The sequence below is a fragment of the Streptomyces alkaliphilus genome (assembly GCF_014141535.1).
Classification (GTDB): Bacteria; Actinomycetota; Actinomycetes; order Streptomycetales; family Streptomycetaceae; genus Streptomyces; species Streptomyces alkaliphilus.
Map to the genome: position 1 here is coordinate 1 of NZ_VKHT01000770.1, position 2,500 is coordinate 2,500.

At 73.4% G+C, this 2,500-nt stretch carries 2 protein-coding genes and 1 pseudogene; all 3 read right to left on the reverse strand.

Annotated features, from left to right (window positions below; genetic code table 11):
* Positions 1 to 204: pseudogene (locus FNQ90_RS19565) on the reverse strand (LytR C-terminal domain-containing protein); the annotation flags it as partial.
* Between the two features lie 177 nt (positions 205 to 381).
* Positions 382 to 678 (reverse strand): type II toxin-antitoxin system VapB family antitoxin, encoded by a 297-nt coding sequence (locus tag FNQ90_RS19570; protein WP_143618915.1) that lies wholly within the window; start codon positions 676 to 678, stop codon positions 382 to 384.
* A 244-nt stretch (positions 679 to 922) separates the two neighbouring features.
* On the reverse strand, positions 923 to 2,500 hold the full coding sequence (locus tag FNQ90_RS19575; protein ID WP_407699397.1) for a M28 family metallopeptidase: 1,578 nt from the start codon (positions 2,498 to 2,500) through the stop codon (positions 923 to 925).

Here is a 2,500-nt window from a genome sequence, read left to right on the forward strand (position 1 = left end):
GTTGGACGCGGAGCGCTCGCTTTCCCCGCCGGTGAAGACGTCGACGAGTTGAAGGGTGCCGAAGCCGAGGACGCCCACGGCGATGACGCCGCCGATCACGGCGACCGTCCGCCTGCGGCGGCGCGGGCGCCGGATCCGGGGGTAGCTGGTGCCGGTGACGCGGTACTTGCGGCCGCGCATGCCGGGTGGCGTCAGCATGCTCATGGTCGAAGCGTAGCCGGGGGACCCGGACGTGCATACGAGATGATCAACGAAATGGGTGATGGGGGGCCGAACGGGCGAGTCCGGAAGCCCGGGGACACGGACCGGGCCGGGGCGTGCCGGAACGTCCCGGCGTCGCCCGGCGGGCCCGCCGGGACGGCCTCCCGGGCGCCGTCGGCCTCAGTCCAGCTCGAGCACCCGGGCGTGCAGCACCTGCCGCTGCTGGAGCGCGGCCCGGACGGCGCGGTGCAGCCCGTCCTCCAGGTACAGGTCGCCGCGCCACTTCACCACGTGCGCGAAGAGGTCCCCGTAGAAGGTGGAGTCCTCCGCCAGGAGGGTCTCCAGGTCCAGCTGACCCTTGGTGGTGACGAGCTGGTCCAGGCGCACGGGGCGTGGCGCGACGTCCGCCCACTGCCGGGTGTTGTCCCGGCCGTGGGCGGGATACGGCCGTCCCTCACCGATGCGCTTGAAGATCACAGGACAGAGCCTACCGGTCGGGTGAACGGCTCCGCAGCCCCGTCGGCGGTCCCGGGACGAATCGGGGGGCGAACGGGCGCGGAGCGGGCGTTCCGGGGACCGAACGGACCGCCCCTCCGGCGCACTCCACCCTCCCCGCACGCGCCGGGGCCCCGCGACCGGTCGGTCGCGGGGCCCCGGACGGGACCTCGGCCCGGGGTGCTCCGCGCGGTTCGCCGCGCGCGGCACCCCGGAGCGGGGAACCTCAGGCCGCGTCCTCGTGGCCGTGGTCGTGGTCGCCGTGCAGGCCGCCGCTGTCGGCGGTCTCCGGGTCGGCCGGCGGGCCCGGGGGCACCGGCCGGTCCAGGGAGGCGGTGCTCCAGGAGTACCGTGCGGTGGCGTACGCGATCACCTTGACGTTGATGTCCAGGGCGGTGGCGTCGACGTTGGACAGGTCGTCACAGGGAGCGTGGTAGCAGGGGTCGTAGGCGACACCGGCCACCCCGCCCCACAGCTCGGCCTGGGCCTCGGTCTTGACGCCCTCGGCGCCGGTGAAGGTGCCGCCCGCCGGGATGCCGACCTCGATGAAGGGGCCGTAGTCGCTGCGTCCGCTGAACGCGGTCGGGCGCGGCTCCCACCCCTTGTCCTCCATGAACCCGTTGATCAGGTGCTCGATCTGGGCGGAGCCCTCGGGGCCGGGCGCGGAGAGGCCCTCGGAGCCGTCGCCGTCGTAGACGAACAGGCCGTAGTTGGGCGAGGCGATCATGTCGAAGTTGAGGTAGAGGGCGATCGACTCGCGCTCCTCCTCGGTCAGCTCGTCCACGTAGTGGTGGGCGCCCAGCAGGCCCAACTCCTCGGCGGACCACAGGGCGAAGCGCACCTTGTTGGGGCCGGTGTGCGGCGAGGCGCCCTTCTTGCCCATCTTGGTCGCCTTGGCCAACTGGACGGCGGTCTCCAGCACGCCCGCGGAACCGGAGGCGTTGTCGTTGATGCCCGGGCCCTCCACGACGGAGTCCAGGTGGGCGCCGACCATGATCACGTTCGAGGGGTCCCCGCCCGGCGTCTCGGCCAGGACGTTCGGGGTCGTCCGCTCCTCGGCGAACTCCTCCACCTCGAAGTCCACGACCACGGTCTCGCCGGCGGACAGGGCTGCGGACAGGGCCTCGCCGTCGGCGAGCGAGATGCCGCCGGTGGGGACGACACCGGCCCCGGGCTCGCCCAGGGTGCCGTTGAGCTGCCCCTCGACGTTGTTGTAGACGATGGTGCCGACGGCGCCCGCGTCGGCCGCGTTGGCCTGCTTGAGGGCGAAGGGGCAGACACCTCGTCGGATCAGGGCGATCCGGCCCTCGAAATCGCCGCCCGCGAAGGACTCCGCGGTGCAGCCGGCGCCGTCCCCGCCGACGGCCGGGGCCTCGACCAGCTCGGCGGTGGTGCCGCCGGCGGGGGAGTTGGCGGTGTGCGACATCAGTCGCACCTCGATCTCCCGCTCCTCGGGCGAGAGCTGGACCAGCCGCTCGGTGACGGTCTCGCGGTAGAGGAAGGAGAAGTACTGGAGGGTGACGTCGTAGCCGGCGCGCTCCAGCACCCGGGCGGCGTAGGCGGCGGAGGCGTCGTAACCGGACGTGCCGGCGGCGCGGTTGCCGCCGTGGGCGTCGGCGATGCGCTGGAACTCCACCAAGTGGCGCATGGTGTCCTTGCCGGTGGTGGTCCGGACCAGGGTGCGGGCGAGTTGCTCGCCCCTCTTCTCGGCAGGGTCCGGCTTGCCCGGCTTTCCGGGTTGGGCGTGCGTCGGCGCGGCCTCGGCGGTGGGGACGGTGGCGGAGGCGGGGCCGGCGAGCAGCAG